Origin of the sequence: Shewanella sp. 11B5 (assembly GCF_002836795.1) — a bacterium.
Classification (GTDB): Bacteria; Pseudomonadota; Gammaproteobacteria; order Enterobacterales; family Shewanellaceae; genus Shewanella; species Shewanella frigidimarina.
In genome coordinates this window covers 1-6,551 of the sequence record NZ_PJAP01000338.1, presented here as the reverse complement: position 1 = coordinate 6,551, position 6,551 = coordinate 1, and the positions used below count along the sequence as shown (strand labels likewise).

Here is a 6,551-nt window from a genome sequence, read left to right as displayed (position 1 = left end):
CATTCAGCTAGCTATTCTCTAGCTGCCATTCCTCAATGGCTTCTTTCGCTGCCCGAAAAGCCTCAATACCAGCCGGCATGCCGCAATAAACGGTTGAATGCAGCAATACTTCCTGAATTTCTTCAATAGAACATCCATTACGTAATGCCCCTCGAACATGGCCCTTTAATTCAGTGGGTGCCTTTAATGCTGCCAGTGTTGCAATAGTGATTAGGCTGCGCGTTTGCTTAGAAATAGCATCTCGCACCCACACTTCTCCCCAACAATTTGCAGTGACTAATGCTTGCAATGGTTGAGTAAAATCAGTGACATTACTAAGCGCTTTATCGACATAAGCATCACCCATCACCTGGCGACGTACCTCAAGCCCTTTTTGGTATTGTTCATCATTCATCTGTGGCCACCTCTATTTTCACTTTTGGTCAATTCATTAAAAATAATCCTGCCTATATACACGTTAAACTTAATCTTAAATAACACCACGCTTTTGTTGCAGCCAGTTGATAATGTGCCCAAGTCGATATCAATTCAGTTTTTACCTGAGCAGGTAAACGTGGCGAAGATATTTTATGACTCTATCTATAAACTCAATCAAATTACTGGCTAAAATACTGTAGTTATAGGTATTATGTTGCTGATTTAAAAGCATGATTCTACATCATGATTTTTATTAACTTAATGACTATCAAGGAATAGTATCGCCATGGAAAGAGGCACGTTAATTCGTTGGAACACCGAAAAAGGCTTTGGTTTTATCAAGCCAGAAACCGGTGATAATCAAGATGTCTTTATTCACATCTCAACCCTAAAGCACATGGCCAGAAAGCCTATTGTTGGCGATGAGATACTATTTCATCGCGAGAACCAACCCGATGGCAAAGTCAAAGCCGTAAAAGCCAGTATTGAAGGCGTGGCTGTTGTGTCTAACACAACCCGTCCAGCTTCTAACACTGGTCAACATCATCGAAACAACCCATCTCATCATGACGAAAACTACCGTTCAAGTCCCGTGCTTGGCCGCGTAATCATGCTTATTATCCTGCTTGGGGTTGGTATTTTCGGTTATAAACAATATCAAAAAATGACCGCAACGCCAGTGCTGACCAATGCAGATGTTGAACAGATGGAGTGGACACCAGCCGTGTCAAAACCAAGCCTAATCAATCAACAACCTCAGTTCAGATGTGAGGCAGGTAAAACATACTGCAGCCAAATGCGCTCATGTGCAGAAGCAACCTTTTATATCCGTAACTGTCCAGGAACTGAAATGGATGGTGATGGGGACGGAGTTCCATGTGAAAGGCAGTTCTGTAATTAAACATTAAGGAATGAATCATAGAAAGCTGGTTCTGGCTAACCGCTTGCTTGGGCACTAGAGTGCTAAATCTTAGACCTTAGATATGAGTCTTTAGATTCTAGGCTTCAGGCATAAGGTTCCAGCTAGCCTTTATCTATTTGGCACAGGCGGCTATCGCTATTTTTTCGCCTGCTTTCGATACTGGCTTGGGGTTATATTTTTGCAGCGCTTAAAGCTGTGGCTAAAATTGGCCCCATCACTAAAACCAAGGCGTTCGGCTATTTCATCAAGTTGCATCGGCGTTAATAATAACACTTCGGCTATGCCAAAACGCACATCGTCACGCACCTGGCGCCAACTGGTTTGTTCTAGTGTTAGTTGACGATGCAAAGTGCGAGTCGTTCGAGCCAAATGCTGGGCGATATCTTCCATTGATGCTGCTAAGCCTAAGTGTACTAAGGTGTCTTTGACCAACTTAGCAACAGGTTTCCAGTTTTGCTTTTGTTGCAGTAGCTGGTTGCATTGCGCCTCACATAATCTGGCGGTGGCTTCATTGGCTTTTAATAATGGCAGATCTAATAGCGGTGTTAATCCAGTAAAACCGTTATAACTAGCATTGAATTGGATCTCAGCACCCAGTTTTTGCTTTATACCTTCGAGTGACAAGCCTGCGGGCTGAGGCGACGTAAACTGCAATTTTATCGGTAAGTCGTTACTTTCAAATACTTCTCGTTGGATCATCGCAGCGCCCAACATGTCTCTAACTAACACCAGTTCACCTAACTCACCAGGAATGTCGCATGAGAACCTTAGGGATAAATCGTCCTTAAGCTCAGTTAATGTTATCTGTGAAAAAACATAGGTTAAATCTAGATAACGTAAGCCTAATTCAATCGCCTTTCTCGCAGTGCTGCTCGCCAATAGAGCATAACCCATGATGCCATAACTGGTCAGGTGATAACGGCAGCCTAACTCCATTCCAACCTTGAATGGGCATGGAGTATTGAGCATGAGGTTATTTAACACCTGTAATTCTTGCTTTTCTTCAACCAGTTGCTCGTGGTCAGTTAATTGGGCCTCCACCAAACCAGACCCTTGCAGCAACCGCTCTTGCTCAATGCCCAGCTCAATGCCATAGGAAACAATTATTTGCACACTGGTAATGCTGCGAAATGTCATAACTGAAGGCTGCCATGTCTTAAAATCACAAATATACGTCCCTTTAGCGCGTAGATCAATGAACAATAGTTTCCTATGCTGGATAGATAATACAATTTATTAACAACTGTTGAATGATCCGCTATTGAGAAATTAGTGCTCAACGTAACAAGTAAAAATAGAGATGGCTGACAACAACCAAGCACGTTAATAAATAACCATAACAAGAATAGAGGGCATCATGACCCAAGTTAAACGAAATCCTTCTGTGGTGATCATTGGTGCAGGTATGACGGGCATCTTAATGGACATTAAACTGCGCCAAGCTGGCATCAACGATATTGTAGTACTGGAGAAAAAAGACTGCGTGGGCGGAACGTGGCGAGAAAACACCTACCCTGGAGCTGCCTGTGATGTACCCGCTCACATGTATACCTATTCATTTGAACCTAATCCAAATTGGAGCCGCTTTTTTGCCCATGGACCAGAGATTAAACAATACTTTGAGCACGTAGCAGATAAATATGATGTTAAACAAGACATTCGCTTTAACGAAGCCGTTACCGATGCACAATATGCCAATGGAAAATGGACGGTAAAAACCAGCCAACAGCAAACCTACATCGCTGATTTTATTGTGTGCGCCACCGGCATTTTGCACCATCCACAATTTCCAGACATTCCTGGATTAAAAGATTTTAAAGGTACAACATTCCATACCGCCCAATGGAATCACAATGTAGACATATCCGCCTCTACCCGTGTTGGAGTTATCGGTACTGGGTCAACGGCCGCACAGGCCATACCCGAATTGATTAAAACCGGTGCTAAGGTTTCAGTTTTTCAGCGCACACCACAATGGCTAATGCACCTGCCCGATTTTACTTTTTCAAAAACCAGCCGAAAGTTAATGGCTCGCTTTCCCATCATCACCAAAATTCATCGCAATATGGGCAAGTTTTTTCTAGAACATTTTTTTACCAAAGCAGTCACGGGACACTTTATCCAAAAGCATGCGTTAAATTTTTTGTGTAAAGCCAACTTACGATTAAGCATTAAAGACAAAACCTTACGCGAAAAGCTACGACCTCATTATCAAGTAGGCTGCAAACGGGTCATTATCAACACCACCTTTTATAAAGGCATTCAAAAACCCAATGCTGAGTTAATAATAGAAGGCATTGAGCGCATAACTGAAACAGGCATTATCACTAAAGACGGTAAACATCACGACCTCGATGTATTGGTATTATCGACCGGTTTTAATGCATTTAATTTTATGCGCCCCATGAATCTCATTGGGCGCAACAATTTGCACATTGATAAAGCCTGGGCTCATAAAATCAAAGCCTATCGATCAATGTTACTCAGCGACTACCCTAACTTTTTTTTAATGCTCGGCCCCAACACACCTATTGGTAACTTCTCCGTTATCGCCATGAGCGAGGTTCAAACTGACTACGTTATTAAACTGATCGATAAATGGCGTGAGCATGAATTTGATGAGTTTGAAGCCAAGCAACAAGCCATTGACGACTTTAATGCCTACGTAAAGGAAGGGTTAAAGGGCACTAGCTGGGTTGGAGGATGCCAAAGTTGGTATTTAGATGCCGATGGCGACCCAATTTTATGGCCCTACACTTGGCAGCGATGGGTTGATGAAATGAAACAGCCGCAGATGGAACACCTTAATACCCGATCATTTTAGTTGGCTTATCCACCGTCTCACCCTTACATATCCACCCGTATTGATTCACTCGAGCTGATTGACTCATACTAGAAACAACCAGGTTTATGATGAATAAAAACACTATATTTATTACCGGCGCAGCTTCCGGCATTGGCTTAGCGACGGCAAAACACTTTCACAAAAAGGGCTATTGGGTCGGTATGGCCGACATCAATTTGGCGCAATTAACACAAGCCACCGAAATATGGGACAGAACTCGAGTACGGTTGTTTCAGCTAGATGTCAGTGATTTTTCACAAGTACAACACGCCATGGCTAAATTTTGTGCGGAACATAATAACTGCTTGGCTATATTAGTTAATAATGCCGGCATATTGGAAATAGGCCCCTTTGAAGACATCCCTATCGAACATCATCAGCGCACATTAAGTGTCAATGTCATCGGGGTCATGAATCTGTGTCATGCTGCATGGCCCTATTTAAAAAATACCGGCACAAGTACTATTATCAACATGTCATCAGCCAGTAGCGATTATGGTGTACCAGAATTAGCCAGCTATTCGGCCAGTAAGTTTGCCGTAAAAGCACTGACCGAGGCGCTGGAACTTGAGTGGAAAAAATACGGCATCAGTGTATGCGATGTCATGCCGCCCTTTGTGGCAACCAATATGCTTAAGGCACAGAAAAACAGCGCCAAAGTCATGCAACGACTCGGCGTGAATATCACTGCTGAACACGTAGTCGCTGTGATTGATAAACAAGTGAAACACCCTAAAACCCATAGAACAGTCAGTGTTTTTTATGGCCTATTGCATAGATTAAGTAACGTATCACCGGCATTTATCAATCGCCTAGCGATGAAGTGGCTAAGTCGATAAAACATGCGGTTCTAATCAGTTAACAATAATAAAGGGCAATAGAAATGGATAACGTGAATAAGCCAACACCATTGTCACAAGACAAATCATCAACTGACAAGCCATCACTAAACGAACCACTGCAAGGCGAGCCGCTACAAGGCAAACGTCTACAAGCGCCCAAGCTTGAAGCGAAACAATTAATGGTCGCCAAGTGGTTATCATTAGCGCCGCTATACAAGTTGCCAGTCACATTATTTAGATATGTATTTCTAGCGATGGACCGAGTACTTGGGCTGACTAAAATTGAAATGGATAAGGTGATTAATTTAACGGTCCCGGTGAGTACTGGCACTCCTCTTTTGGGCACTATTCCTTTGAACGAACATAGCGCCAGCGATAGCAGCCATACCATCGCCAACAGAATAAAGCTTCGCATCTACCATCCTAGCGCCAACAAGCCTCAAAAAACCTTAGTGTACTTTCATGGTGGCGGCGGCGTTATTGGCAGTATTAACACTCACGATCACTTTTGCCGCTATCTGGCTAAACATGGCAACATGAACATTATCTCAGTCGGTTATCGATTGGCCCCAGAACATAAATTCCCCATCCCGATTTGTGATGCCATCGAAGCGTGGAACTATATCAACACCAACCATCAACAACTTAATATTAATCCACAGCACATTGGCGTGGGTGGTGACAGCGCAGGTGGGTATTTAGCGTGTATCATCGGTTTACATTCACTGCAAACATCACTACCAGTACAGGCAAAAGTAAAACCCGCATTTCAGTTTTTAATCTACCCAATGGTAGATTTACAAGGCTTAACCGAGTCCTATCGCCGTTTCAATAAACAGTTAATACTCACCCGCGATTTAATGGATTATTTCAGGTTAAAATATTTACACTCTCTCGACGAAGTTACTCTGCCATTAGTGAGTCCACTACAAGCAAAAGACATCAGCGAATCGCCAAAAAGTTACATCTTAACCCTAGGTTACGATCCATTAAGAGACGATGGCATTGCATACGCCCAGCGCCTAAAAGCGGCAGGCATCAATACACAACATCAGCATTTTGATGATTGCATGCATGGCTTTATTTCAATCACAAAACTCAGCGCACGCGCCAAACAAGCCACTCATAACATCGCAATGGCATTAAACAGCTTTAATGAATGATCGTTATAGGTAACTGACAGCAGAACCGACTCTAGAAACCACCAACAGATGATAAAGTTTACTCAGACGCCATGTATTACAGGCTAACAAGCCAACTTATGCTAAAATGCGCCGATCAGCTTTATGAATGTGCAATTCTCATTTGTTTGACTGAGCGTAGTGACCCCTACCGTGATTAACTAATGAGGATACACCAATGAGTAAGTTAAATGCCGAAGAGCGTAAAGCTCGAGATAACGATCGTTTTTCAAAACGAGTGGATGAACGCAGAGTAAAAGGCGAAGATGTCGTTGCGTATGCACTTGCCAATGAAAAAGCGTTTAAGTTTCTGACCAAAGATGAGAAACACAGCCTTAAAGAAA

Annotated in this window: 6 protein-coding genes and 1 pseudogene; 5 read left to right on the top strand and 2 right to left on the bottom strand. The window is 42.8% G+C overall.

What is annotated here, in order from left to right; genetic code table 11:
* Positions 1-7: 7 nt before the first annotated feature.
* Positions 8-394, bottom strand: a complete 387-nt coding sequence (locus tag CXF78_RS07140; protein ID WP_011639061.1) for a carboxymuconolactone decarboxylase family protein — start codon at positions 392-394, stop codon at positions 8-10.
* A 309-nt stretch (positions 395-703) separates the two neighbouring features.
* Between CXF78_RS07140 and CXF78_RS07135 the strand changes: the two genes are divergently transcribed.
* Complete coding sequence (locus CXF78_RS07135; RefSeq protein ID WP_102036385.1) at positions 704-1,318, top strand: excalibur calcium-binding domain-containing protein; 615 nt, start codon at positions 704-706, stop codon at positions 1,316-1,318.
* Between the two features lie 156 nt (positions 1,319-1,474).
* Here CXF78_RS07135 and CXF78_RS07130 read toward each other — a convergent pair whose 3' ends face one another.
* Complete coding sequence (locus CXF78_RS07130) at positions 1,475-2,476, bottom strand: AraC family transcriptional regulator (protein WP_102036386.1); 1,002 nt, start codon at positions 2,474-2,476, stop codon at positions 1,475-1,477.
* A gap of 220 nt (positions 2,477-2,696) precedes the next feature.
* Here CXF78_RS07130 and CXF78_RS07125 point away from each other — a divergent pair, with 220 nt between their 5' ends.
* The 4 genes and pseudogenes from CXF78_RS07125 to CXF78_RS21795 form a co-directional block, all read left to right on the top strand.
* The gene (locus CXF78_RS07125; protein ID WP_102036384.1) at positions 2,697-4,163 is read left to right on the top strand and encodes a flavin-containing monooxygenase; all 1,467 of its coding nucleotides are present in this window, start codon (positions 2,697-2,699) and stop codon (positions 4,161-4,163) included.
* Between the two features lie 86 nt (positions 4,164-4,249).
* Positions 4,250-5,023 carry an SDR family oxidoreductase gene (locus CXF78_RS07120; protein ID WP_257984862.1) on the top strand — a complete coding sequence of 258 codons (774 nt, stop codon included), beginning with the start codon at positions 4,250-4,252 and terminating at the stop codon, positions 5,021-5,023.
* 44 nt (positions 5,024-5,067) lie between these two features.
* Positions 5,068-6,189, top strand: a complete 1,122-nt coding sequence (locus CXF78_RS07115; RefSeq protein WP_102036382.1) for an alpha/beta hydrolase — start codon at positions 5,068-5,070, stop codon at positions 6,187-6,189.
* Between the two features lie 196 nt (positions 6,190-6,385).
* A pseudogene (locus CXF78_RS21795) lies at positions 6,386-6,551 on the top strand (DNA polymerase III subunit epsilon); the annotation flags it as partial.